The organism is Nonomuraea gerenzanensis, assembly GCF_020215645.1.
Classification (GTDB): domain Bacteria; phylum Actinomycetota; class Actinomycetes; order Streptosporangiales; family Streptosporangiaceae; genus Nonomuraea; species Nonomuraea gerenzanensis.
In genome coordinates, this window is sequence record NZ_CP084058.1 from 3,404,575 (window position 1) to 3,428,244 (window position 23,670).

General features: G+C 72.3%; 21 protein-coding genes. 14 read left to right on the forward strand and 7 right to left on the reverse strand.

Features of this window, described 5'->3' with window-relative positions:
• Positions 1-2: 2 nt before the first annotated feature.
• The 6 genes from LCN96_RS16210 (at position 3) to LCN96_RS56570 (ending at position 4,632) form a co-directional block, all read left to right on the forward strand.
• Positions 3-872 (forward strand): Gfo/Idh/MocA family protein, encoded by an 870-nt coding sequence (locus LCN96_RS16210; RefSeq protein WP_225273456.1) that lies wholly within the window; start codon positions 3-5, stop codon positions 870-872.
• A 199-nt stretch (positions 873-1,071) separates the two neighbouring features.
• On the forward strand, positions 1,072-2,019 hold the full coding sequence (locus tag LCN96_RS16215) for an ABC transporter substrate-binding protein (protein ID WP_225273457.1): 948 nt from the start codon (positions 1,072-1,074) through the stop codon (positions 2,017-2,019).
• Position 2,020: 1 nt separating this feature from the next.
• On the forward strand, positions 2,021-3,055 hold the full coding sequence (locus tag LCN96_RS16220) for a FecCD family ABC transporter permease (protein ID WP_225273458.1): 1,035 nt from the start codon (positions 2,021-2,023) through the stop codon (positions 3,053-3,055).
• A complete protein-coding gene (locus LCN96_RS16225) occupies positions 3,052-3,825 on the forward strand; it encodes an ABC transporter ATP-binding protein (protein WP_225273459.1) in 774 nt (257 codons plus the stop codon). Before LCN96_RS16220 ends, LCN96_RS16225 begins: the two co-directional genes overlap by 4 nt.
• Positions 3,822-4,463 carry an adenosylcobinamide amidohydrolase gene (locus tag LCN96_RS16230; protein WP_225273460.1) on the forward strand — a complete coding sequence of 214 codons (642 nt, stop codon included), beginning with the start codon at positions 3,822-3,824 and terminating at the stop codon, positions 4,461-4,463. Before LCN96_RS16225 ends, LCN96_RS16230 begins: the two co-directional genes overlap by 4 nt.
• Positions 4,464-4,509: 46 nt before the next feature.
• Positions 4,510-4,632, forward strand: coding sequence for a hypothetical protein (locus LCN96_RS56570; protein ID WP_263657488.1), 123 nt, complete (start codon positions 4,510-4,512; stop codon positions 4,630-4,632).
• Here LCN96_RS56570 and LCN96_RS16235 read toward each other — a convergent pair.
• Both LCN96_RS16235 and LCN96_RS16240 read right to left on the reverse strand, forming a co-directional pair.
• Complete coding sequence (locus LCN96_RS16235) at positions 4,629-6,290, reverse strand: hydantoinase B/oxoprolinase family protein (RefSeq protein ID WP_225273461.1); 1,662 nt, start codon at positions 6,288-6,290, stop codon at positions 4,629-4,631. The two genes, LCN96_RS56570 and LCN96_RS16235, sit on opposite strands and share 4 nt — an antisense overlap.
• Complete coding sequence (locus LCN96_RS16240) at positions 6,287-8,302, reverse strand: hydantoinase/oxoprolinase family protein (RefSeq protein WP_225273462.1); 2,016 nt, start codon at positions 8,300-8,302, stop codon at positions 6,287-6,289. The genes LCN96_RS16235 and LCN96_RS16240 overlap by 4 nt, the downstream gene beginning before the upstream one ends.
• A 103-nt stretch (positions 8,303-8,405) precedes the next feature.
• Between LCN96_RS16240 and LCN96_RS16245 the strand changes: the two genes are divergently transcribed.
• The 6 genes from LCN96_RS16245 to LCN96_RS16270 all read left to right on the forward strand — a co-directional run bounded on the left by LCN96_RS16245 (position 8,406) and on the right by LCN96_RS16270 (position 16,358).
• The gene (locus LCN96_RS16245) at positions 8,406-9,869 is read left to right on the forward strand and encodes a zinc ribbon domain-containing protein (RefSeq protein WP_225273463.1); all 1,464 of its coding nucleotides are present in this window, start codon (positions 8,406-8,408) and stop codon (positions 9,867-9,869) included.
• Positions 9,869-11,743: a serine/threonine protein kinase gene (locus LCN96_RS16250; RefSeq protein WP_225273464.1), complete on the forward strand. Its 1,875-nt coding sequence runs from the start codon at positions 9,869-9,871 to the stop codon at positions 11,741-11,743. The genes LCN96_RS16245 and LCN96_RS16250 overlap by 1 nt, the downstream gene beginning before the upstream one ends.
• A 79-nt stretch (positions 11,744-11,822) precedes the next feature.
• Positions 11,823-12,479 carry a response regulator gene (locus LCN96_RS16255; protein ID WP_225273465.1) on the forward strand — a complete coding sequence of 219 codons (657 nt, stop codon included), beginning with the start codon at positions 11,823-11,825 and terminating at the stop codon, positions 12,477-12,479.
• 77 nt (positions 12,480-12,556) lie between these two features.
• Positions 12,557-14,683, forward strand: coding sequence for a DUF6421 family protein (locus tag LCN96_RS16260; RefSeq protein WP_225273466.1), 2,127 nt, complete (start codon positions 12,557-12,559; stop codon positions 14,681-14,683).
• Positions 14,680-15,309, forward strand: coding sequence for an SDR family NAD(P)-dependent oxidoreductase (locus LCN96_RS16265; RefSeq protein ID WP_225273467.1), 630 nt, complete (start codon positions 14,680-14,682; stop codon positions 15,307-15,309). Before LCN96_RS16260 ends, LCN96_RS16265 begins: the two co-directional genes overlap by 4 nt.
• Positions 15,306-16,358, forward strand: coding sequence for a threonine aldolase family protein (locus LCN96_RS16270; RefSeq protein WP_225273468.1), 1,053 nt, complete (start codon positions 15,306-15,308; stop codon positions 16,356-16,358). The genes LCN96_RS16265 and LCN96_RS16270 overlap by 4 nt, the downstream gene beginning before the upstream one ends.
• A 31-nt stretch (positions 16,359-16,389) precedes the next feature.
• Here the strand turns inward: LCN96_RS16270 and LCN96_RS16275 are convergent, their stop codons facing one another.
• Together LCN96_RS16275 and LCN96_RS16280 are read right to left on the reverse strand one after the other, a co-directional pair.
• Complete coding sequence (locus tag LCN96_RS16275) at positions 16,390-17,790, reverse strand: phytoene desaturase family protein (RefSeq protein WP_225273469.1); 1,401 nt, start codon at positions 17,788-17,790, stop codon at positions 16,390-16,392.
• Positions 17,791-17,793: 3 nt separating this feature from the next.
• Positions 17,794-18,453 (reverse strand): DUF305 domain-containing protein, encoded by a 660-nt coding sequence (locus LCN96_RS16280; protein WP_225273470.1) that lies wholly within the window; start codon positions 18,451-18,453, stop codon positions 17,794-17,796.
• 133 nt (positions 18,454-18,586) lie between these two features.
• On the opposite strand from LCN96_RS16280, the gene LCN96_RS16285 reads away from it, so the two are divergent.
• Positions 18,587-19,300 (forward strand): DUF3105 domain-containing protein, encoded by a 714-nt coding sequence (locus LCN96_RS16285; protein WP_225273471.1) that lies wholly within the window; start codon positions 18,587-18,589, stop codon positions 19,298-19,300.
• Between the two features lie 90 nt (positions 19,301-19,390).
• On the opposite strand, the gene LCN96_RS16290 is transcribed toward LCN96_RS16285, so the two are convergent.
• The gene (locus tag LCN96_RS16290) at positions 19,391-19,888 is read right to left on the reverse strand and encodes an EF-hand domain-containing protein (protein WP_225273472.1); all 498 of its coding nucleotides are present in this window, start codon (positions 19,886-19,888) and stop codon (positions 19,391-19,393) included.
• 88 nt (positions 19,889-19,976) lie between these two features.
• The gene (ald, locus tag LCN96_RS16295) at positions 19,977-21,092 is read right to left on the reverse strand and encodes an alanine dehydrogenase (protein WP_225273473.1); all 1,116 of its coding nucleotides are present in this window, start codon (positions 21,090-21,092) and stop codon (positions 19,977-19,979) included.
• Between the two features lie 150 nt (positions 21,093-21,242).
• Between ald and LCN96_RS16300 the strand changes: the two genes are divergently transcribed.
• A complete protein-coding gene (locus tag LCN96_RS16300) occupies positions 21,243-22,262 on the forward strand; it encodes an excalibur calcium-binding domain-containing protein (RefSeq protein WP_225273474.1) in 1,020 nt (339 codons plus the stop codon).
• On the opposite strand, the gene LCN96_RS16305 is transcribed toward LCN96_RS16300, so the two are convergent.
• Positions 22,259-23,644 carry an NCS2 family permease gene (locus LCN96_RS16305; protein ID WP_225273475.1) on the reverse strand — a complete coding sequence of 462 codons (1,386 nt, stop codon included), beginning with the start codon at positions 23,642-23,644 and terminating at the stop codon, positions 22,259-22,261. The genes LCN96_RS16300 and LCN96_RS16305 overlap by 4 nt on opposite strands.
• Positions 23,645-23,670 lie beyond the last annotated feature (26 nt).

Genomic DNA, 23,670 nt, shown 5'->3' on the forward strand with positions numbered 1-23,670 from the left:
CGGTGGACAATCACAGAGAGCCGGTGTCGGTGGGGCTGATCGGGGCGGGGCCGTGGGCGCGGATGGCGCACGTGCCGATGCTGGCCAAGGGGCCGCACACGCGGCTGGCCGGGGTGTGGGCCCGCAGGCCGGAGGCCGCCGCCGAGCTGGGGGCGCCCGTGTACGCGACGGCCGAGGAGTTGTTCGAGCACTGCGAGGCCGTGGCGTTCTGCGTGCCGCCCGCCGTACAGGCGCGGTACGCCGTGCGGGCCGCCCGTGCGGGCAAGGCGCTGCTGCTGGAGAAGCCGCTCGCCGACACCCTGGAGGGCGCCGAGCGGGTGGCCGCCGCCGTCGCCGAGGCGGGCGTGGCCTCGCAGATGGTGCTCACGCTCAGGTACGCCCCCCAGACCCGCGCGTTCCTGGCCCGTTGCGCCGAGATCGACCCGTTCGGCGGCCACGCCGCGAACATCTCCGGCCTCCTGCTCGGCGACCACCCCTTCGCCACCCCCTGGCGGCACGAGCACGGCCCGCTCCTCGACGTCGGCCCGCACCTGATCGACCTCCTGGACGCCGCCCTGGGCCGCGTCACCGGCGTGCGCGCGCACGGCCGCCCGCTCGGCTGGGTCGGCCTGCTGCTCGAGCACGAGGGTGGCGCCGTCAGCGAGGTGTCCCTGTGCATGACCGCCGGCGGCGACCAGCCCCAGCAGACGATCGCCGTGTACGGCCGCGCGGGCAGCGCCGTCCTGCCGGACTCCGACGAGGACCCGCTGGAGAGGATCGCCGAGGAGTTCGCCGGCACCGTGCGCGCGGGCGGCGGGCACCCGCTCGACGCCGCCCACGGCCTCCGGTTGCAGCGGATCATCGCCGAGGCCCGCGCCCAACTCGCCCCTTGACGCGGGCGCCATCTGGGTCATTGATAACGTTTGTCCGATGCGCAGAGCGCAGCGAAGTCCGGTGCGAGTCCGGCGCTGTCCCGCAACTGTCATAGCCAGGTCGCCTGCCTCCGCGCTGACGTCATCAACCCTCGTGGAAAAGGGTGATCCGTCCCTCAACGCGGGTCTCTCGGTTCCGAACAGTGTGAAAGGACTTCTCGTGAGGCCCGTACGCACGGCTCTCGCGGGCGCGCTGCTGGGAACGCTCCTTCTGGCCGGATGCGGCCAGGACGGCGGCACCACCACAGCGTCCGCCCCCACCACGGCCCCCGCCTCCCCCTCCGGCGACTTCCCCGTCACCGTCGAGGCGGGCAACGGCAAGGTCACCATCGCCAAGAAGCCCCAGCGGATCGTCTCGCTGTCGGCCACCCACACCGAGACGCTGTTCGCCATCGGCGCCGGCCCTCAGGTCGTGGCGGTGGACGACCAGTCGAACCACCCGCCCGAGGCCCCCAAGACCGACCTGTCCGGCTTCAAGCCGAACGTCGAGGCCATCGTCGCCCAGAAGCCCGACCTCGTCATCGTCTCCGACGACCAGGACCAGGTCGTCGCCGAGCTGGGCAAGGTGAACGTGCCCGTCCTGCTCCAGCCGGCCGCCACCAAGCTGGACGAGGCGTACGAGGAGATCGCCGAACTCGGCGCCGCCACCGGCAACAAGGCCAAGGCGGACGAGGTCGTCGCCGGGATGAAGACGGCCATCGACGGGCTGGCCGCGCAGGCGCCCAAGGACAAGCAGCTCACCTACTACCACGAGCTCGACACCACGCCGTACGCCGCCACGTCCAAGACCTTCATCGGCCAGATCTACGGACTGTTCGGCCTGACCAACATCGCCGACAAGGCGCCCGACGCGGCCGGCGGCTACCCCAAGCTCTCCGCCGAGTTCGTCGCCCAGGCCGACCCCGACCTGATCTTCCTGGCCGACGTCAAGTGCTGTCAGCAGAGCAAGGACACCCTGGCCAAGCGGCCGGGGTGGAAGAACCTGTCCGCGATCGAGAACGACCAGGTGATCCAGCTCGACGACGACATCGCCTCCCGGTGGGGGCCGCGGGTGGTCGAGTTGGCCGAGGCCATCGGCGCGGCGGTGTCCAAGGCGGGCACGAGCTGACGTGGTGACGCAGGCCGGCCCGTCCAGGGCCAGACCCCTGTGGGTGGTGTGCGCGCTGGGCGTGCTGGCCGTCTCCATGATCGCCGCCCTGCTCGACGGGGCCGCCGACATCTCGCCGTGGCAGGTCGTCCTCCAGGTGGTGGACTGGCTGCCGTTCTTCCAGGTGGACTCGGGGCTGGCGCCCGTCGAGCAGGGGCTGCTGTTCGAGCTGCGGCTGCCGCGGGTGCTGGTCGCCGCCGTGGTCGGCGGGCTGCTGGCGATGGCCGGCGCCGGGTACCAGGGTGTCTTCCGCAACCCGCTCGCCGACCCGTACCTGCTGGGCGCAGCCGCCGGCGCCGGGCTGGCGGCCACCGCGGCCATCGTGCTGCTGCCGGCCACGACCGGGAGCATCCCGGTGGCGGCCTTCCTCGGGGCCGTGGGCGGCGTGCTGCTGGCGTACACGCTGGGCAACACCGCCGGGCGGGCCGGCGGCACGGCCACGCTGGTGCTGGCCGGGGTGGCGGTGACCTCGTTCCTCACCGCGATCCAGACGTTCGTCCAGCAGTTCAAGGTGGAGGAGCTGCAGCGCATCTACTCGTGGATCCTCGGCGACGTCGGCGGCGGGTGGGACCAGCTCTGGCTCGTCCTGCCGTACGCCGCCGTCTCAGCCGTGCTGCTCCTGCTGCACGGGCGCATGCTGGACGTGCTGTCCGTCGGCGACGAGGAGGCCACCAGCCTGGGGCTGCGGGCCGGCCGGGTGCGGCTCATGGTGCTGCTGGCCGCGTCCCTGGCCACCGCGGCGGCCGTGGCGGTGAGCGGGCTGATCGGGTTCGTGGGCATCGTGGTGCCGCATGTCGTGCGGCGGATCGCGGGCGGCTCGTACCGGATCGTGCTGCCGCTCTCGCTCATCGGCGGGGCGGCGTTCCTCGTGCTGGCCGACCTCGTGGCCCGCACCGTGATCGCGCCCGCCGAGCTGCCGATCGGCGTCGTGACGATGTTCGTGGGCGCGCCGTTCTTCGTGGTGGTGCTGCGCATGACCAGGCGGGCCGCCACATGATCAGCGCACACGGCCTGACCGTGCGGCTCGGCGAGCGCGACGTCCTCGACGGCGTGGACTTCGAGGTGCGGCGCGGCGAGTGGGTGGGCGTCATCGGGCCCAACGGGGCCGGCAAGTCCACCCTGCTCAAGGCCCTCATGGGGCTGGTCGCGCACCGGGGCGGCGTGCTGCTCGACTCCCGGCCGTCCGGCGGGCTCAAGCCGCGCGAGCGGGCCAGGCTGCTGGCGTACGCGCCGCAGACGCCCGCCCTGCCGCCCGACATGACGGTCTTCGACTACGCGTTGCTGGGGCGCACGCCGTACATCCCCTACCTGGGACGCGAGAGCCGGCACGACCGCGAGGTCACCGGATCCGTGATCGAGCGGCTGGACCTGACGGCGCTGGCCGGCCGCCGCGTCGGCGAGCTGTCCGGCGGCGAGCGGCAGCGCGTCGTGCTCGCCAGGGCGCTCGCCCAGCAGGCCCCCGCGCTGCTGCTGGACGAGCCCACCACCGCCCTCGACCTCGGCCACCAGCAGCAGGTGCTGGAGCTGGTGGACCGGCTGCGCCGCACCGACGGCCTGACCGTCGTCACCACCCTGCACGACCTGACCGTGGCCGGCCTCTACGCCGACTCCCTCCTGCTCCTGACCGGCGGCCGGGCCGTCGCCTCCGGCGAGCCCGCCCAGGTGCTGACGGAGGAACTCGTGGGACGGCACTTCGACGCGCATGTGAAGATCGAGCCGGGGCCCGACGGGCGGCCCGTCGTGCACCTGGTGCGGGGAGGGTCGTGAAGCTCAGCTATCGCGTGGAGGAGGGGGCCCGGCTCGGGTCCCTGCTCTGGGAGTTCGGGCCGGGCTGGCGGATGATCTCCTCGGCCATGCTCGGGGGCGGGATCGGGCCCCGGGAGTGGGTGCTGAACGCGCAGGTCGTGGCCGGGTACTCGCGGATGGACCCGGTGGACCACCTGACGTCCTTGGGGCCCAGGGAGGGGGCGGGGGTCGGGATGATGACGGCGGCCTCGGTTGACCGGTACGTGCGGGCCGCCGACGGGGGTGTGCAGGCGTACGCGACCGTCGGGTTGCGGGTGCCGACCTGGGCCGCCGCGCCGGAGGGGCAGGTGGATCCCGAGTTGGCTCCCATGCGGGTGGGGACGATCAACATCGTGGTGGTGGTGCCTGTGGCCATGACGGATGCGGCGCTGGTGAACGCGGTGATGACCGTTACGGAGGCGAAGACGCAGGCGCTGGTCGAGACGGGGTTCGCGGGGACGGGGACGGCTTCTGACGCGGTGTGTGTGGCGGTGCCCGTGGCGGGGGAGGAGGAGGTGTTCGGGGGGCCTCGGTCGGAGTGGGGGGCTCGGGTGGCCCGGGCTGTGCACGCGGCGGTGCGGCGGGGGGCCGAAGGGTGGCGGCCTCGTCACTCGAAGTGAGGGGATCGTGGGCACCGCTACGAGCTAGCCCTGCCCCGTCGTCTACGTGTACGAACTGGACGGCGACACCGACAAGGAACCCGTCGTGCACAAGCCCGGCACCGTGCTGACCACGTCGTCCCCCTGCACCGTCAGCTTCGACCCCGCCGACCTGATCGACGCCGGCTAGCCGGCACCGTAGTCCTGCGCCGCACCTCGCGCCGACACGCGCCCGGCGTCGAGGTCGGCCCCCACCGCCCCCTGATCCCGCTCCGACGCGGGCCCCAGCCCGCCCCCGCCCGTCGTCTCCACGATGAACGCCTCCCCGGCCGCGAACAGCACATTGTTCACCTTCGACGCCAGCCGCTCCACCGTCCCATCCACCCGCCGCCGGTAGAACCCACCCAGCCGCCCCGGCTGCCCGCCCTCCCGCCCGGGAGGCGCCAGCCGCAGCCGGTCGCCGCGCGTCGTGACGTGGCAGTCCGCCAGGAACCGGTACACCGTCCGCGACCCCAGCCCGCCCCGATACCGGCCGGGACCGCCCGAGTCGGGGATCGTCTCGATCGACTCCACGATCAGCGGGCAGCGGCTCTCCACCGGCTCCACCTGCGGCACCGAGTTGCGGCCGACGCCGAAGTGCACGCCTGTCGCGTCCGGCCCGTCCAGGCCGCGGCGCGCGCCGACGCCGCCGAAGTCGTACGACAGGTGGATCCAGTACGGCGCCCCCACCGCCGCGATCGAGAACGGCTGCAGGATCCCGCTGGCCGCGATGGCACGCTCGGGCAGCGCGTCCGACAGCGCCTGGAAGACGGCCTCCATGGCGGCGTAGATCGGGACGTACCGGCCGCCGCAGGGGTGCGGGGAGCGGGCGTTGAGCAGCGAACCCTCGGGCAGGTGCACGTCGATGGCGCGCAGGCAGCCGTCGTTCATGGGGATCGTGGGGTCGAGGAAGCAGCGGATCGCGAACACGGCGGCGGCCAGCGACTGCGACGCCGACGCGTTGATCGCCGCCGGCACCTGCGGGTCCGTGCCGGCGAAGTCCAGCGCCGCCGTACGCCGGCCGAGCGTGACGGCCACCCGGACGTGGTGCCGCCGCTCCTGGTCGATCCCGTCGTCGTCGATCGGGTACGCCGCCTCGAACCGGCCCTCCGGCAGCTCCGCCAGCGCCGCCCTGGTCCGGTCCTCGGTGTGGTCCAGGTAGTCGTCGATGCCCGAGGCGAGGCCGTCCGCGCCGTACTCGGCGATCAGGGACTCCAGCCGGGCGGCGGCGACCGCCGTGCCGGCCACCAGGGCGCGCACGTCGCCCATGACCTTGTCCGGGGTGCGGCTGTTGGCCTTGAGTATCGCCTCGACCGCCGGCTCCAGGCCGCCGGCGGTGGCCAGGCGGACCGGGGGGAGCCGGAGGCCCTCCAGGAAGATGTCCGTGGCCAGCGGGGCCATCCCGCCGGCCGAGAGGCCGCCGAGGTCGGAGACGTGGATCATGGTGGCGGTGAAGTACGCGGGTGCGTCCCGGACGAAGACGGGGCGGTAGACGAGCAGGTCGTTGGTGTGCACGCCGCCCCGGTAGGCGTCGTTGAGCGCGTACACGTCGCCGGGGCGCATCGTGTCCGGCGCGATGTCCTTGAGCAGCTCGGGGAGGGCGAGCTTGAGCGCCATGCTGTTCATCAGCGTGGTGGCCATGGACTGGGCGATCAGGCGGCCGCGGGCGTCGAGGACGGCCGCGGAGGCGTCCGAGCCCTCGACGATGAAGGTCGAGTAGGCCGAGCGGACCACCACGATGCTGGCCTCTTCCGCGGCCACGACCAGGGCGTTCCTGAGCACCTCGGCGGTCAGGGGGTCCGTGGTCATGGGGTGCCGCTCCTGGTGAGGTGGATGGCCTGGGCGGGGGTGAGGGCGGCGGTCCAGCCGGGCGGGACGACGATCGTGGACTCCGGGTCCTCGACGACGGCGGGGCCGGGCAGCCCGGCGGCCTCCCGGGCCAGGGTGTCCCGGGTGTGGACCGGGACGTCCGTGTAGCCGCCGCACTCGGGGAAGTAGGCCCGCCGCGTGGCGGGGGTGCCGGTGCCCGCCGCCCGCGCGGGGCCGGGGTGGGCGGTGACGGCGTCCGGTGGGGTGGTGACGCGGACGCGGTAGCTGACCAGCTCCACCTCGCCCCGCTGCGTGATGCCGTACACCTCCGCGTACCTGAGGAAGAAGCGCTCCTCCAGCTCGGCGCGGTCGTCGGACCAGTCCACGGTCAGGTCGTGCGACTGGCCCTTGAAGCGCACGTCCACCGAGCGCAGCACCCGCACCCCGGCGGCGCAGAGCGAGAGGCCGAGGTCGGCGGCGGCGTCCTCGGCGAGCGAGGTGAAGAGAGACTCGGGGTCGGGGGCGTCGAGGCGGGTCAGCACGCGGGAGGTGGACAGGGCGCCGGAGAGGAGGCCGGCCGCCGAGGCCACCCCGCAGCGGGCGGGCACCACGACCGTCGCGATGCCGAAGCGTTCGGCGATGCGCGCCGCGTGCATGGGCCCCGCGCCGCCGAAGGCCACTAGGGCGAAGCCGCGGGGGTCGATGCCGCGTTGCACCGTGACCACGTGCACCGCCGAGGCCATCGCGGCGCTGACGATCTGGTGCACGGCGTACGCGGCCCGCTCGCGCGCCACCCCCAGCGGCGAGGCCAGCCGGTCCAGCGCCTTGTCCGCCAGCGGGGGCGACAGCGGGATGGAGGCGGAGGACAGGTAGCCGAGCACGAGGTTCGCGTCGGTGACGGTGGGCTCGGAGCCGCCGAGGCCGTAGCAGGCGGGGCCGGGGGAGGAGCCGGCCGAGCGCGGGCCGACGCGCAGCGCGCCCGCCGGGTCCAGCCACGCCACGCTGCCGCCGCCCGCCCCCACCTCCGCCAGGTCGATGGCCGGGGTCTTGATGGGCACGCCGGTGCCCGCCCGCCGCCCGCCGAAGCTGCCCTTACCGCCCACGTGGAACTCGTGGGTGATCTCCGGCCGCCCGCCGCGCACCACGCACGTCTTGGCCGTGGTCCCGCCCATGTCGAACGAGATCGCGTCCGCGAACCCGGCCCCGGCCGCCGCCAGCACCCCCGCGGCCGGGCCCGACTCGATGGTGGCCACGGCCCGTCTGGCGGCGAGCTCGGCGGAGATGACGCCACCGCTGGACTCCATCACGTGGACGGGCGCGCGGATCCCCAGCTCGGCGAGCCGCTCACGCAGGCGCGAGAGGTAGGAGGCCATCAGCGGGCCGATGTAGGCGGACATGATGGTGGTGGTGGCCCGCTCGTACTCGCGGATCTCGGGCCAGACCTCGGACGAGGTGACGACGGCGGGGATCGAGGCCCGGAGGATCTCCGCGACCCGGCGCTCGTGGTCGGGGTTGGCGTAGGAGTGCAGCAGGCAGACCGCCGCCGACTCGATCCCGCGCGCCGTGATCGCGGCGGCGACCCGGTGCACCGAGCCGGGGTCGAGGGGGGTCAGGACGGCGCCGCGGGCCGAGACGCGCTCGGCCACCTCGAAGCAGTCGCCGGGCGCGACCGGGGGAGGGGGCGGGGTGAAACGCAGGTCGTAGCGGTCCTCCTCGACGCGGGCGTACCGGCCGAGTGGAATGGCCGCCCGGAAGCCCTGTGTCGTGACAAAGGCGACACGCACCCCCTTGCGTTCGAGCACCGCGTTGGTGGCCAGAGTGGTCGCGTGCACCACCCGCGTGACCTGCGCCGGGTCCCGGCCGCCGAGGACGCGCGTAACGCCGGAGACGATGCCCGCGATGGGGTCGTAGTGGGTGCTCAAACATTTGGCCACGGATATCGCGCCGGACGTGCCTGTCAGGACCACGTCGGTGAAGGTGCCGCCGACATCGACGCCGATCGCGTAACCCATCCAGGTACGTTATGTCCCCGAGCAAGCGCTTGTCTATGTGGTGGTCTATTGACTTACGCCATGTGATTGGGAACCTGGTCCTATTCCAGTGTTTGGAGCGGAGATGGCGCGCCTCACAGCTCTTGCCGGTGGCGCCGCGGTGGCACTGGTGCTCATCGCGACGCCGGTCGTGGCCCACGAGCACCCGAGCGGGATCACCGACCTGGTGAGCCCGGCCGTGGTGCGGCTGGAAGCCGTGTCCCAGGTGAAGATCACCCTGCTCGACCACGTCGGCGAGCTGAAACACGTGGACCGTTCCTACACCCTGCCGTTCGCCCAGGGCACGGGCACGGTCGTCAACCCCGACGGCACCATCGTGGCGCTCAGGCGCCTGGCGGTGAACCCGAACGACGTCGCCATCCACGCGGCCAACAAGATCTTCGCCGAGCACCACAAGGTGAAGATCCCGGCCGACTACGACAAGCACCGGCTCTCCGACGACGTGCTCGACCGTCACCTGCAGCAGTGCTACGCCCCCGACAGCGACACCGCGACCTGCATCGTCAGCGTCACCACCGAGATCACCGCCTTCCCCAACGTCTCCCCGGCCAGCCCCGACGGCTACAAGGTCAAGTGCATCAAGGCCGGCCCCAACCCCGACGACCCGGCCGTGCTCGTGCCGGTGACCCCCGCGGCCGGCGGCGTCGGCATGCCGACCGCGCCGCTCGCCGACAAGGTGCCCGACCAGGAGGGCGCGCCCACGAACGTCGCCGGCTTCCTCGGCAGGCCAGGCCCGAACGTCGCCCACTCGGTCGAGATCGCCCACCTGGGCAAGGGCGGGGTCGAAGGCGGCGCGGGCAGGCCGTTCGCCGACCCGGAGAAGAAGATCGACGAGCCGGTCAAGCTGGGCGGCCTGGCAGACAAGGGCCTGGTCGGCGCGCCGGTCATCGGCGACAAGGACGGCCACGTCATCGGCCTGCTGGTCGGCGGCGGCAAGGACGGCAGGATGATCGGGGTCAAGGAGGTCAGCGCCATGCTGGCGGCGGCCAAGGTCGTGCCGCGCAGGGGCGCCATCGACACCGCCTTCGAGGCGGCGCTGACCCGGTATCACACGAAGTACTACACCGAGGCCGCGCCGGGCTTCCAGCGCGTGCTGGAGCTCTACCCGGGCAACGTGGTGGCCGCCGGGCTGCTGAAGACCTCGCTGGCCAAGCGGGGCGGGCCGGAGGACCAGGGCACGAAGAAGGCGTCGAGCCAGACCGAGCAGTCCACGCCGCTGTGGCCCTACCTCGCGGCTGCCGCGATTCTTTTCACAGCCGCGGGGGGTGGCGCGTATCTGCTGTGGCGCCGCCGCACTCCTGAAAGACAGACAGAACTGCCACAGCCGCTGGCGGCCGGTCCGACGCTCGACGACGGTGCCAACCAGACCGTGGTCGTGCGGCGGTCCCAGTCGTTCCAAGTGGTCCCGCAGCAGCAGCAGGTGATGACCGCGCCGGACCCGGCGATCAAGTACTGCACCTCGTGCGGCATGAGGCTCGGACCGGCGCACCGCTTCTGCGGCTACTGCGGCCACCCCATCGAGACGTGATGCCATTGAACGAAAGATCGCTCATCGGCCAGGAGGTGGCCGGGTACTACATCGAGGACATCGTCGGCAAGGGCGGCATGGCCGTCGTCTACCTGGCACTCGACCCGAGGTTGAGCCGCCGGGTGGCGCTGAAGATCCTCAACCCGGTGCTCAGTGTCGACGACAGGTTCAGGCAGCGGTTCATCCTGGAGTCCAGGACGGTCGCCAGCATCGAGCACCCCAACATCATCCCGATCTACGAGGCGAACGCCGACGTCGACGGCGTCCTGTACATCGCCATGCGGTACGTGGACGGTCTCGACCTGCGCCGCCTCATCTACGACCGCGGGCCGCTGCCGCTCGGCCAGGCCAACCAGATCTTCGCGCAGGTGGCGGCGGCGCTCGACGCCGCGCACGCGCACGACCTGATCCACCGCGACGTCAAGCCGGCCAACATCCTGCTGGCCGGTGACCACGTCTACCTGACCGACTTCGGCATCACCAAGCATCGCTCGTCGATCTCCGGGCTGACGCAGACCGACCAGTTCATCGGCACGCCCCGGTACATGTCGCCCGAGCAGATCAACAAGGAGCACATCGACGGGCGCTGCGACCAGTACGCGCTGGCCTGCGTGGTCTACGAGGCGCTGTCGGGGCGGCTGCCGTTCCAGCGCGAGAACGACATCGCGCTGCTCTGGGCCCACCTGGCCGAGCAGCCGGCGCCGCTGTCGCAGCTGCGGCCCGAGCTGCCGGCGCAGGCGGACGGCGTGATCATGCGCGCGCTGGCCAAGTCGCCCGAGCAGCGGTACGCCACCTGCACCGAGTTCGTGACCGCGCTGCGCGACGCGATCAGCGGGCACCAGCCCGATCCCCTGGGCGACCCCTTCGGCGCCTTCGGCCACCATCCGGGCTTCGGGGCCGGCTCGCACCTCGTGCCGCCTCCCGGGCAGAGCCCGCACTCCGGGCCCTATCCCGTGCAGCGTTCCGGCGCGCACGCCGCGCCCCCGTCGGGGCCGCAGCACGCCGCGCCGCCGCGCGGGCCGGACTCGGGACCTGGCGCGGGACCTGGCTCGGGACCTGGCACGGGACCTGGCTCGGGGCCGCATTCCGTGCCGGGGGCGGGACCGGGTTCGGGGCCGCATTCCCTGCCGGGCGCGGGACCGGGTTCCGGGCCACACTCCGGGCCGCATTCCGGGCCGCATTCCGGGCCTGGGCCGGTGTCGTCGTTCGCGGGGTCGTACACACAGGCACCGGGGACGGCCGGGCAGACGCGGCAGGCGGCGGGCAGGCGGCCGGGGCGGATCCCGATCGTGGCCGCCACGCTGGTGGCCGCCGTGGCCGCGCTCGCGCTGGTCGCCTTCGTGATCATGAACAACCGCGGCGACAGCTGGGCCAACTACAAGACCAGCGCCGCCGCGCCGCTCACGTTCGACTATCCGGGCGACTGGACGGTCCGCACCCACCAGGACCTGTTCGCCGTGGCGTCCTCGCACGCCTCGGAGTTCGAGGACCTGTTCGTGGCCGGCCCCGGCGCCGACTGGTCGAAGATCAAGGAGATCGTCAACAGCGACCCGGAGGGCGTCGCCGGCGTGTACGTCCAGGTCTCCGACACCCTCGACGCCAGCGGCACCGCCGAGCTGATGAAACCCAAGATGGAGGCCCTGCTCCCCGGCCAGGTCGACTTGGACAAACCCGTGCAGGACCAGGCGGGCAGCAGCCCCGCCACCCGCTTCGACGGCTCCCTGCACGACCCGGCCAGCGGCGCCAGGCTGGCCTTCGTCAGCTACGTGATCGACCGCGAGCCCAAGACCATGCTGATCATGTACTTCTGCGGGAAGGCCAGCTGCGACGACGCCACCCAGACGAGGATCAGGCAGAGCGTACGCCTGTCCTGACTTGGAACTCACTTGCGTACGGCTTGGCCGGGATGTTCCCCCGGTGTTCAAGGCGCCACCCGGCGTCTAACCTCCGCGTGTGGGCATTCGCATAGTCATCGCCGACGATCAGGCGATGGTCAGGGCCGGGCTGCGTATGGTCGTCGAGAGCGACCCCGGCATGGAAGTCGTCGGAGAGGCGGCCGACGGGCGGGAGGCCGTCTCCGTGGCCAGGCGCACCCGGCCGGACATCGTCCTCATGGACATCTCGATGCCCCGGCTCGACGGGCTGGCGGCGGCCAAGGAGCTGCTCGACGCTCCCGCGCCGCCCAAGGTGATCACGCTGACCACGTTCGACACCGACGAGAACCTCTACGCGGCGCTGCGCGCCGGCACCAGCGGCTTCCTGCTCAAGGTGTCGCCGCCGGAGCAGCTGCTGGAGGCGATCAGGGTGGTGCACTCCGGTGACGCGCTCCTCGACCCGGCCGTCACGAGCCGGGTGATCGCCACGTTCGCCGGCCGCGCCGAGCCCCGGCCGGCGCCGGCCCTGGCCGAGCTGACGCCGCGCGAGCTGGAGGTGCTGCGGCTGCTGGCGCGCGGCCTGACCAACGCGGAGATCGCCAGGGAGCTGTACGTGGGGGAGGCCACGGTCAAGACGCACGTGGCGCGGGTGCTGATGAAGCTGTCGCTGCGGGACCGGGCGCAGGCCGTGGTGTTCGCGTACGAGACCGGCGTCGTACGGCCTGGGGCGGCCTAGCCGGGAGGGACTAGCGAGGATAGGCGTAAATGTGTGTATATTTTCCTGCATTAGGCCGCTGATGCAGGAGATATTTCATGCGAACCTTCCCCAGGGTGCTGTTCGACGAGGCTCACAGCGAGTCGTGGACCATCCGGCGCGAGCTGGCCGAGTCCATCAACCCCGCCCATCCCGACGACAACAGCTACGCCCGCGCGGCCGGGCTGCTGCGGCACCTGGGGCACACGGTCGCCGCCCACACGGCGGGCCCCCTCGGCGCCGAGACGCTGGACGGGCAGGACGTCCTGGTGATCGCGCACCCGTCTGGTGAGCGCTGGGAGCGCACGACCGGGCAGGGCAGCCCGGTCTTCACCGGCGCCGAGCTGGACGCCGTCGAGTCCTTCGTGGCGGGCGGCGGCGGGCTGGTCGTGCTGGCCGAGGAGGAGCAGGACAAGTACGGCAACAACCTGCGCGAGCTGCTCGCCCGGTTCGGCGTGGACGTCCGGCACACCACCGTCCGCGACCCCCGCCACGCCCACCGGGACGTGGCCACCTGGGTGATGGGGGAACGTTCCAGTGACTCCGGGCTGATGGCCGGGGTGCGGGCGGCCTGCTTCTACCGTGCGGGCACGCTCGCGGCGCCCGGAGCCGAGGTGCTCTTCGCCACCTCGGCGGCGGCCGACCCGGCGGGCGAGCCGCTGGCTGTGGCGCTGCGGCACGGGCGCGGGCGGGTCGTCGTCTTCGCCGACTCCGACCTGTTCGGCGACGACTCCATCGACGATCACGACCACCGCGTGCTCTGGCAGAACGTGGTCACCTGGGCCGCCAGGCTCCCCGCCGACGACCGTGCGGATGGCGAGGCGCGCAACGAGGCGCGCAACGAGGCGCATGGCGCGGCGCATGGCGTGGCGCATGGCGTGGCGCATGGCGAGGCCAAGGCCGCCCTGTTCGCGCGCCTCAAGGAGGCCGTGGAGGAGCTGCGCCCGCTCCAGGCCAAGGACGGCTCGGTGCCGGCGGAGGCCAAGGACCAGGCGAAGACCCTGGTGAGCCGAATCGCCGGGCACGTAGGCGAGATCTCACCCCACTTCCCCCACGACGCCGCCTACCTCCAAGCAGTCCAGGCCGACCTGACCAAGTGGGCCGCGCAGGACCTCGGCGTGCCCGACTTCCTGGACTCCCTCGACCTCTTCCACCCCGACACCCAGCGCCTCGACGGCCTGGAGCACGTCGTGGTCTTCCCCATGTACACCCAGAACGGCAACCCCTCCCGCAACCTCGAAGCCGTCTGGATCCGGACGATCTGGCCGGACTGGCTGGCCGAGCTGGAGGCGGGCGGCTACGACAACCCGATGTTCGTGCCGATCGCGTTCGTCGACTTCACCTCCGGCTACGACACGCACTCGGCCGTGCTGTTCCCCGAGACGGTGGCGGTGCGGCAGGCGCCCGCCAGGTTCACCTGGGGCGGGATCTTCGCCGACCGCGAGGCCGCCAGGTTCAGGCGGGTGTCCAGGGCCGCCGTCGAGACGCTCAAGCTGGACCTGCCGCCGGACGCGGAGCGGCTGCTGGCCTCGCAGCGGCTGGCGCAGGACACGTTCGTGCTCTGGGACCTGGTGCACGACCGCACGCACAGCCACGGTGACCTGCCGTTCGACCCGTTCATGATCAAGCAGCGGATGCCGTACTGGCTGTACGCGCTGGAGGAGCTGCGCTGCGACCTGACCGCGTTCGGGGAGGCCGTGGAGCTGGAGCGGCGGGGAGTGCCGTATGCGCGGTACGTGCAGACGGCGATCCTGTTCGACCGGCTGTTCCGCTTCCCCGTCACCGGGGCGCGGGTGCGCAACTACGACGGGCTCGGCGGGCAGCTCCTGTTCGCCTACCTGCACCGCAACGACGTCGTGCGGTGGACCGACAACCGGCTCACGATCGACTGGGAGCGGGTCGCGGACGGGGTGGCCGACCTGCGCGGGGAGGTCGAGAAGCTGTATCGCGACAGCATCGACCGCTCCAAGCTGGCGCACTGGCTGGCGGCCTACGAGCTGGTGAGCGCGTACGTGGCCCCGCACCCCGGCTCCACCTGGGCCAAGGGGGTCGAGGCGCTGCCGGAGGAGCAGAAGGCCAAGGTGGACGCGGTGCTACCGGACGAGTTCCCGCTCAGCATGTTCTACGAGGCACTGCGCCGTAAGCTGACGGATGTGGTCGAATCGACTAAGGGACTCCGAGCATGATCATTCTGGTTACCGGCGCCGGCGGGCCCACGGGTGAGGCCGTTTCCGGATATTTCCGGAAAAATGGCCACACCGTGATCGGCGTGGACAAGCAGGACGTGGACCTGCTCGACCGCGCCGCCGTCCAGGGCCTGGCCGACCGCATCGAGCGCGAGCACGGCCGCGTGGACGGCGTGGTGCACCTGGTGGGCGGCTGGCGCGGCGGCAGGTCTTTCGCCGAGACCAGCCTCGACGACTGGGAGCTCCTGCACGACCTGCTGATCCGCACCCTCCAGCACGTCTCGCTGGCCTTCGAGCCGCTGCTGCGCCGCAGCGAGCACGGCCGGTTCGTGATCGTCTCGGCCAAGGCGGCCCAGCGCCCGACCGCCGGAGGAGCCGTCTACGCGGCGGCCAAGGCGGCGGCGGAGGCGTGGACGCTGTCCTTGGCCGACGCGCTCAAGGACACCCCGGCCGCGGCCACCATCCTCGTCGTCAAGGCCCTGGTGAACGACACCATGCGGGCGGCCGACCCCGAGGCGCGCTTCCCCGGCTTCACCGACGTCAACGACCTGGCGGCGGCCATCGGCGGCCTCTACGAGCGCCCCGCCGCCGAGATCAACGGCACACGATTGGACCTGACTTCTTGAACCCCCGGCACGACCCCCGGCTCAAGGCCTTCGCCAGCGACAACTACGCCGGGGTGCACCCCGAGATCCTCCAGGCCATCGTCTCGGCCAACGGCGGTCACCAGACCTCCTACGGCGACGACGTCTACACCGAGGCCACGCAGGAGGTCTTCCAGCGGCACTTCGGCGAGCGGGCGCAGGCGTACCCGGTGTTCAACGGCACCGCCGCCAACGTCGTCTCCCTGCGTGCCATGACCGCGCAGTGGGAGGCGGTCATCTGCGCCGAGAGCGCCCACATCAACACCGACGAGGGCGGCGCGCCCGAGGTGGCGGGCGGCATCAAGCTGCTCACCGTCCCCACGCCCGACGGCAAGCTCACCCCCGAGCTGATCGACCGGCAGGCCTGGGGCTTCGGCGACGTGCACCGGGCCCAGCCCAAGGTGGTCTCGATCTCCAACACCACCGAGCTGGGCACCGTCTACACCGCCGAGGAGATCGCCGCGATCTGCGCGCACGCCCACGACCTGGGCCTGCTCGTGCACCTCGACGGCTCGCGGCTGACCAACGCCGCCGCGGCGCTCGGCGTCCCCATGCGGGCGCTGACCACCGACGCGGGCGTGGACGTGCTCTCCTTCGGCGGTACGAAGATCGGTCTGATGTACGGCGAGGCCGTCGTCGTGCTGAACCCGGAGGCGGCCACCGGCGTCGACTACCTGCGCAAGACGTTCATGCAGCTGTCGTCGAAGATGCGGTTCGTCTCGGTGCAGTTCGAGGCGCTGCTCTCGGGTGACCTGTGGCTGCGCAACGCCCGCCGGGCCAACGAGATGGCGCGGCGGCTGGCCGAGGCGGTCGGGCGCGTGCCCGGGGTGCGGGTGGCCAGGGCGGTCGAGGCCAACGCGGTGTTCGCGGTGCTGCCGCCGGACGTGGCCGAGCGGCTGCGCAAGCGGTACAAGTTCTACGACTGGACGGACGGGGAGGTGCGGTGGATGTGCGCGTTCGACACGACGGAGGAGGACGTGGACGCCTTCGCCGCCGCCCTGGCCGAGGAGATGACCGACACCCGCCGCTGAGCCCCCACTCCAGGGCCCTTGGGCGGTGCCTTCAGGGATGCCGGAGGGCGAGGCGGGCGGCCTGCCAGCCGCCCATCCCGTGCACCCCGGGCCCCGGCGGCGTCGCGGACGAGCAGAGGAACACCCCCGGCAGCGGGGTGCGCCACGGGGCGGGCGACCAGACCGGCCGGCGGACGAACTGCGCCAGGCTGGCCAGCCCGCCCCCGATGTCACCGCCCACCAGGTTGGGATCGGCCGCCTCCAGCGCAGCCGGGCCCATCGCGTGCCTGGCCAGCACCCGGTCGCGGAAGCCGGGCGCGTACCGCTCGATCTGGGCCTCGACGGCGTCGGTCAGGTCGGCCCGCGAGCCGTGCGGCACGTGGCAGTAGGCCCACAGCGTGTGCCCGCCCCGCGTCGGATCGGCCGCGTACGGCTGGACGAGCAGCACGTACGGCCGGGGCGAGACCCGCCCGGCGCTCGCCTCGGCCTCGCTGAGCGCGATCTCCTCCAAGGTCCCGCCCAGGTGCACCGTGCCCGCCCCGGCCACCGCCGGGTCGCGCCAGGGCACCGGCCCGTCGAGCGCCCAGTCCAGCTTGAACACGCCGGGCCCGTACCGGTAGCGCGCCAGCCGCCGCCGGTAGCCGCCGGGCAGGTCGGCCATCGCGAGCAGCTGCCGGGGCGTCACGTCGAGCACCACGATCGGCGCGTCCAGCTCCGTCAGCCGGCGCACCCGGTGCCCGGTCACCGCCTCGCCGCCCAGCGACCGCAGCTCGGCCACCAGCGCGTCGGCCAGCCCCTGCGATCCGCCGCGCACCACCGGCCAGCCCACCAGGTGCGCCAGCGTCGCCAGCATCAGCCCGTAGCCGGCGGAGACGGGGGCGCGCAGGTCCAGCATGGAGTGCGCGGACATGCCGGCGAGCAGCGCGCGGGCCTCCACCGTGCGGAACGCCGCCCTGGCGAACGTCGTGGCGGGCAGCGCCGCGGCCAGCCCGAACCTGGCGGCCTGCGCGAACACCCGAGGGTCGGCCGGCCACGGCCCGAGGGGCTTGAGCAGCAGGTCCACCAGCGGGAGCCCGGCGCGCACCGCCGCGCCCACGGTGGCCAGCCACGCCGCCCGGTCGCGCCCCAGCCCCTCGGCGGTGCGCCGGACGTCGCGGTGCACCAGCACGGCGGGCCGCCCGTCGAGCGGATGGGCCGCGACCACCGGAGGATGGGCGAACTCGACCCTCTTGAGCTCCAGCCCCCTGAACGCGGGCGAGGCCAGCGCCATCGCCATCACGGTCGCGCCCAGGTCGTGCACGTGCCCCGGCAGCGTCAGCTCGCCGGACCGCAGCCCGCCGCCGAACCGCTCGGCCCCCTCCAGCAGCAGCACCTCGCGCCCGGCGCGGGCCAGCAGGACCGCGGCCATCAAACCGTTGGGCCCGGAGCCCACGACGACCGCGTCGGCGCCCATCGCCTACGGGCTCTTCAGTATCGACGGGTACGGCTTCGCGCCGCGCTGCTGGAGCAGCTCCGTCATCAGCTTGATCTCCCCGCTCTGCCCGTCGACGATCTTCTGTGCCATGCTGACCACCTCGCTGCGCGTGGACAGCTTGAGCAGCCCCTCGGCCATCTGCACGCCGCCTTCATGGTGACGGATCATGAGCTGCAGGAACAGCACCTCGGCCTGCGTGCCCTGCGCCTGCTTGAGCTTGGTCAGCTCGTCGGCGGAGGCCATGCCGGGCATCAGCCCCGGCGTGGCGGCGGGCGCGGCGGCGGGCGTGGCGGCGGGCGCGGCGGCGGGACCGGCGCCGTGGCCGTGGCCGCTCATCCAGGCCATCGGCCGCTCGTCGGTGGCCTGGCTGAGCCCCCACTGCTGCAGCCAGCCCTGGAACATGCCGCGCTGGTTGGCCTGGGTGTTGATGATGTCGAAGGCCAGGCTCCTGATCTCCCTGGCGGGGCCCTTGTCCCTGACGATGAACGCCATGTCGACGGCCTGGGCGTGGTGCGTGGCCATGTCGCGGGCGAACCCGGCCTCCGGCGAGGTGTCGCCCGGCGTGCTGTCGCGGCCGAACAGGAAGAAGGCGGCCACGGCGAGCACGAGCACGCCGCAGATGATCAGAACGGGTTTCCTCACCGGCTTTTCCATGGCGGCTCCAGCGTACCCACCTGCGGGACGGGCTGTGATCGGACCCTTATGCGGCTCTTATTCTCCGCATACGCCCGGAGGGCATAGGGTGACCCGGAGTTGGTACGCCGATGGAGGAACGATGACGAAGGAGAAGGCGCAGGCGAGGCGCGAGCACCTGCAGAAGATGCGGGCCGAGCAGAAGCGCAAGCAACGCCGCGCCGCACTGCTGATGTGGGGCACCGGCGGGCTCATCATCGTGGTGCTCGTCGGCGTGGTCGGCTTCTACCTGGTCAACCAGGCCAGGCAGACCTCGCTGGACGCCGTGACCAGTGTGAAGTACGAGGCCGGTCAGCACGTGTGGAACACGGTCGCCTACAAGGAGACGCCGCCGGTGGGCGGCGAGCACAACAACTACTGGCAGCAGTGCGCGATCTACGACAAGCCGATCCACAGCGAGCACGCCGTGCACTCGCTGGAGCACGGCGCGGTCTGGATCACCTACCGGCCGGACCTGGCCAAGGCGCAGGTCGACAAGCTGAAGGAGGTCGCGTCCTCCACGGGGCAGCAGGACTACATGCTGATGAGCCCGTTCCCCAACCTGCCGTCGCCGATCGTGGTCTCCTCCTGGGGTCACCAGCTCAAGCTGACCGACGCGGCCGACCCGAAGCTCGGCGCGTTCATCAAGCGCTACCAGAACGGCGCCGACACGCCTGAGCCCGGCGCCACCTGTGGCGGCACGGACGCGATCACCACCACGGCCGACCAGGCGCCGCTGCCGCCGGAGCCGACGAACCAGCAGCAGGCTCCGATGGAGACGCCGGCCCCCTCGGCCAGCCCGTCGCAGCAGCAGTAAGCCCAAGCAGCAGTAAGCCAAGCAGCAGTAAGCAGGACCAGTAGGCCCAGGGCGCCAGGGCCCGGCCCCCGCAGGGCCCTGGCGCCGGGCTCAGCCCTCGCCGATGAGCAGGCCGTGGCGGGCCCTGGCGAACTCCTCGTAGGAGATGCGGCCGTCACCGTCGGAGTCGGCCCTGGCGAAGGCGGCGGTGAGGCCGGTGCCCGGCTGGCTCCACAACGAGCGGAACTCCTCGGCGCTGATCCAGCCGTCGCCGTCGCGGTCGGCCGCCGTGAAGGTGGCCCTGGAGATGGGTGCCAGCACCGCCTGGAGCGCGCCGGTGCTCACCAGCATCTCGAAGGAGCGCACGTACTCCTCCTTGCTGATCTCCCCGTCGCGGTCGGTGTCGAGGGTGCGGGCGTGGGTGTCCCAGGCGTTGAGGAACGCCTCGACCAGTGCCTCGCCGTCCGGTGTGTCGGGCCTGACGCCGGTCTGCTGGAGCCGTTGCCGGGCGAGCGCCAGGTAGTCGTACCGGGTCAGGAATCCGTCGCCGTCGGCGTCCAGGTCGTCGAAGTTGCGCTCCGCGCTCTCGCGGAAGCTCGGCTGGGACATCACCACTCCGTTCGTCACAGTGAGTAGCTGATCGCTACTTAGCGTAACTCTTCGGGTGCGGGATGCCCAGGGGTAGCGGAGAATTGGCTCAGGCGAGCACGTCCTGCGGCGCCGTCCACTCCAGGCCGTGCGCCTGCGCCACGGGGCGGCTGGTCAGCCGGCCCTCGTGCGTGTTCAGGCCGAGCGCCAGGGCGGGGTCCGCGCGCATCGCGCGCTGCCAGCCCAGGTCGGCGATCTCCAGCGCGTACGGGAGCGTCACGTTCGTCAGCGCGAACGTCGAGGTGTGCGGCACCGCGCCCGGCATGTTGGCCACGCAGTAGAAGATCGAGTCGTGCACCCGGTACGTCGGCTCCTCGTGCGTCGTCGGCCGCGAGCTCTCGAAGCAGCCGCCCTGGTCGATCGAGATGTCCACCAGCACCGAGCCCGGCTTCATGCGGCTGACCAGGTCGTCGGTGACGAGCTTGGGCGCCTTGGCGCCGGGCACGAGCACCGCGCCGATGACCAGGTCGGCCTCCAGCACCGCGCGCTCGATCTCCAGCGTGTTGGAGGCGACGGTCTGGCAGTGGCCCTGGTAGATCAGGTCGGCCTGGCGCAGCTTGTCGAGGTTCATGTCGAGCAGCACCACCTCGGCCTGCATGCCGAGGGCGATGGCGGCGGCGTTCATGCCGGAGACCCCGGCCCCGATCACCACCACGTGCGCCGCGCGCACCCCCGGGACGCCGCCCATCAGCACGCCTCTGCCGCCCGCCGAGCGCATCAGGTGGTAGGCGCCCACCTGCGGCGCCAGCCGCCCCGCCACCTCCGACATGGGCGCCAGCAGCGGCAGCGCGCCGTTCGCCGTCTGGACCGTCTCGTAGGCGACCGCGGTGCAGCCCGACTCCAGCAGCGCGCGCGTGCAGGCCCGGGAGGCGGCCAGATGCAGGTACGTGAACAGCACCAGCCCCTTGCGCAGCCGGTGGTACTCCTCCGCCTCCGGCTCCTTGACCTTCATCACCAGGTCGGCCCCGCCCCACAGCTCGTCGGCCTCGGGGACCATGACGGCGCCCGCGGCGGCGAAGTCGGCGTCGGGGATCGCGGACCCCGCGCCGGCGTCGCGCTCGACGAGGACCTGGTGGCCGTGGCGGACCAGCTCGTGCACCCCCGCAGGGGTCAGCGCCACCCGGTACTCGCTGTTCTTGACCTCTCGTGGCACACCGATCCTCATGCCGTCACTCTTCCCGGCGATCCTCGGTTTCCTCCTCCATTCTTCCCCGGCTCTCACAGTTGAGTGAGGATTATCCGGCGGATTACCCCGGTGTGCCTTCTCCTCGATAGGCTCACCGGCAGCCCGAACGTCAGGATGGGATCGTCATCGATGGACAAGCCGGAAGAGCCGCCACCCGCGGACCCGGGGGAGCCGACCGCCAGCAGACTCACCACCATCGTGCTGATCGTCTCGCTGGTGCTCGTCGTGCTCATCGCAGGCGTGCTCGGCACTGTCGCCGTCCTGATGACCAGAAGCCCCGACACGCCGCTGTTAGGCGGCGCCCCGCCGCGCTACCTGTCGGTGCCCATCCACTTCGCGCCGGTCAGGGAGACCAAGGTCGCGCCCTGCCCGGGTGACCCCGCCGTGCTCGACGCGGCGCAGACCACCTGCTACCTGCTGGAGGACGGCGTCACGGTCGCGGCCGTGCAGCGCATCGAGCCGCTGCGCGAGGACGACGGCCTCTACTCCGTGCGCATCGCGGTCGCGCCGGCGTTCAAGGACAAGCTGGTGCAGCTCGTGGACGAGCTGGCGCCCGAGCAGCAGCAGATCGCGATCGTGCTGGCGCCCGCGCAGGCCGACCAGCCCAAGACCGTGGTCGCCGCGCCCATCGTCACCCAGCCGATGGACGGCGACAGCGTGAGCATCGCCGGCTTCACCAAGGAGGACGCCGACGCGCTGGTGGCCCGCCTGCTGGGCGGCACGCCGAGCCCGGGCACGGGCGCCACGACCCCTCCGACCGGCCCCGCCACACCCCCGACCGGCCCCGCCACACCCCCGACCGGCCCCGCCACGCCCCCGACCGGCCAGCCCACCGGCCCCGCCACGACCGGCCAGCCGACCGGCGGCACCGGCTCCACGGGCTCCACGGGCTCCACGGGCTCCACGGGCTCCACCGGGACGACCGGCACGGGAACGACGGGCTCCACAGGCACGGCTGGGCCCGGCGCGACGGCGCCCGCGACGGGCGGCCGGGGCGGCCGGGGCGGCCTCGACAAGCGCTACACGAGCTGCAAGGAGGCCGTGGCGGCCGGCGACGGGCCCTACTACAAGGGCACGCACGAGGAGTACGGCTGGTACACCGACGTCGACAACAACGGCGTGGCCTGCAACAGCGGCGACATCCGCTAGGCGAACAGCTCTTCCAGCCAGTCGATGCCGAAGTAGGCCAGGAAGATCAGCGTCACCACCCACAGCAGCCAGGGGATCTCGGAGAACCGCCCCCTGACCGCCTTGATCAGCGTGTAGACGATCACGCCCGCGCCCACGCCGTTGGTGATCGAGTACGTGAACGGCATCAGCGCGATCGTCAGAAATGCCGGCACGGCCAGCTCCAGGTCGTCCCACGGCACGTTCCTGCTCTGCGTCATCATCAGCGCCCCCACCAGCACCAGCGCGGGCGCCGCCGCGGCGGCGGGCACCACCGCGGCCAGCGGCGTGAACAGCAGCGTCAGCCCCAGCAGCGCACCCGTCACCACGCTGGCCAGGCCGGTACGCGCGCCCTCCCCGACACCGGCGGCCGACTCCACGAACACGGTGTTGGCCGAGGCGCTGGCCGCGCCGCCCACCATGCCGCCCACCCCGTCCACGGTCAGGATGCGGCCCAGCCGGGGCACCCGGCCCTGCTCGTCCACCAGCCCCGCCTCGTCGCTGACGCCGATGATCGTGCCCATGGCGTCGAAGAAGCCCGACAGCACCAGCGTGAACAGCACCACGGTGGCCGTCAGCGCCCCCGCCGTGACGAACCCGCCGAACAGGTCGAACTGGCCGACCAGCCCGAAGTCCGGCGCCGCCACCAGCGACTCCGGCATGCGCGGCGCGACCACGCCCCAGGCCGCCGGGTCGATGGTGTTGACCGAGTTGACCACGATGGCCAGCACCGCGGTGACGGCGATGCTGATGAGGATGGCGGCGGGGACGCGGCGCACGTACAGGAGGATCATCAGCAGCAGGCCGAAGCAGAAGACCGCGACCGGCCAGCCCGTGAGGTGCCCGGTCGCGCCGAGCTGCACGGGGGTGCCCGAGCCCGAGGCGACGAAGCCCGCGTCCACCAGGCCGATCAGTGCGATGAACAGGCCGATCCCGACGCTGATCGCGTGCTTGAGCGCCAGCGGGATCGCGTTCATGATCAGGGTGCGCAGGCCGGTCACGGCCAGCACGATGATCACGAAGCCTTCCAGCACGACCAGGCCCATGGCCTGCGCCCAGGTCATGTGCGGGGCGGCCTGATAGGCGACGACCGCGTTCAGGCCCAGCCCCGCGGCCAGGCCGAACGGGGCGTTGCCGACGAACGCCATGAGCAGCGTGGTGATCGCCGCGGCCAGCGCCGTGGAGGTGGTCAGCTCGGCGATCGAGAGCCGGGCGCCGGTGACGTCCTTGGCCCCGGCCAGGATGATCGGGTTGAGCAGGATGATGTAGGCCATGGCCATGAACGTGGTGAGGCCGCCGCGCACCTCACGGCCTGCGGTGGTGCCGCGCCCCGTCAGCTCGAAGAATCTGTCGAGCACCGCCATTCCCCCCTTGTGATCAGGGGGAATGC